Annotated in this window: 1 protein-coding gene; it reads left to right on the forward strand. The window is 44.6% G+C overall.

All coding sequences use genetic code 11. The annotated features are described in order from the left end of the window. Positions 1-1,047: 1,047 nt before the first annotated feature. Positions 1,048-2,036 (forward strand): hypothetical protein (locus tag HRU21_13155; GenBank protein ID NRA43237.1); only part of this gene is annotated, 989 nt, incomplete at its 3' end.

Raw genomic sequence — 2,036 nt, forward strand, 5'->3', positions numbered from 1 at the left:
CTTTTTGAGCAGTCTGAGGGGTCTGACCGACGGTCACCATTGACACGATACCCCAAGACCGACGCTCGCAAGTAGTTAGATACGTTCTCCGACTTATTAGGCGGTGATGTAGATTCACTACTCCGGCAGTGCGGTGATGCCACCGGGGGAAGTTTCTACGCGAAGTCACCCAACCGAACAGCGGATGGAACCACTGTCAAAAGCTTGTAGATGAATTGGCTATTCATCTTGCGACTGGTTTTGAACTTATTAGGTGAACCTTTTAGTCAAATGTAGAAAATAACTTCAAGTGGGCGACTCCAGCAGGTGATTGCGAACGATTAGCTCTGACTTGGACGAATAAGCGATATCTCGCCTCGTCGCACGAGATACTGAGATCTGACCTCCACGGGTGCCCCACACTAGCAGTTACCCGGGGTGTGACCTGTGGTGCTTCAGAATTCAGTCAACTAAATAAATAAAGGGAACGGAGACAAGCCACCTTTCTATGACCGTGAAATTCTGCGCAAAATTGGCACAAGCTATCGGCGAGCGTAAGTCCTTCGTGTTCACCTGGAAAGATGGTATTAAGCAACCAAGGCTATCAATGATTAGGATCAACGTCATGGGGATCTAAATGCTTGGTTTTCCCCGGAAAAGTAAACGACCACCATGTCAGGGACTTCGTCTCCAAGATCCCAGGTGTTGCTGGTAACGTAACATTTGGACGGCCCCGGACTTGCCATATATCGCTGTATGGCCTGTTCAAGCAGCACTTTATCGGGTACCTGTGCCTCGTACATACAGATCAGCGACTGTGAGATCAGGTACTTTGCATAAAACTGCCAAATTCGTGTTGTGCTATATAGGTTATAAGGTTTAAGTACAAACTGACCTCCAGCGCAGCACATTATGATGTGTATTAAAGGATATAAGGTTTAAATACAAACTGTCCTCGAGCACGCCATAACCCAGTTCTGCAATACTCTGTTACAGATTTGCAGGATTGGCACTTTAGGCTGTAAAATCGCAAACATGCACACTTCGCGAAGATGTCCCGTGCACTTCGTGAGCATACAAATTCTCCGTGTAACCGCGATGGTATTGGCCTTTACCGAAACAGTAGGGACGCAACAGGAACCAATAGGACCGAATGAACCGCTCTCTAAAATCATAAGGCAAGTACCCCCAGTCATAATCCGGAAACTAGACAAAAATATTCGAATCGCCGGTGACACATGGCTCTTATCAATATCTTTGCCCTTACAAGGCCATCTCGATTATGTAAAACAATTGAAGAATACCACTTTGGCATTTCAAGCCCAAGCGCAAGCGTACTTCGACTTTATGGAAAGCTCATACTATGGCGCCATAAAAACAGACAACGCCTATGCAGAAGATGCGCACTTGTTTACCGTTTCTGCAGGAAAAGGTTTAAAATCGAGAATAACACAGTTAGTCACCGAAGTGACCACTATTGATAAGCAGTATGACGATCTAGCATCTATCTATCTTTCTTTAAACGAAAACGACGTGGATCCATACGAACCGGAACAGGAAATAATCCAGTACACCCCACCAAGAGGGGTGGTCAAAACCAAACCAAGACGAAAGAAACGTTCCTTACCATTTTTGTTAGGTATACTCACGACTGGATTATCGATCAGTAACTACGCCCGATCTTCAGCAAATTCCAACCGTATACGTACACTTGCCTCCAATCAGCATGACATTATTGCAAATCAGAGGGATCTGGTTCTCATACTCAACTCAAGTGTTGAAGCGATTGCGAAAAATCGAGAACATGTCCTCAAACTTAGTGACCATGTAAACTCGCTTGTTACAAACTTACAAGGTATTTTAAACAAAATATCAAACGAGCTACATAACTATGTGCAACTAAATTCACTAACAGAGGTGTTAACCTCTACATTGGGATTCTTAACACATCAGTGTGACTCGGCACGAGTAGAATTGCAGTCACTCCAGTCCCACCTGAATTTAGCCCTACGAGGTCATTTTCCCGTAAATCTGATTAGCCATGATAAGTTAACACG

This window comes from Pseudomonadales bacterium (assembly GCA_013215025.1).
Classification (GTDB): Bacteria; Pseudomonadota; Gammaproteobacteria; order Pseudomonadales; family DT-91; genus DT-91.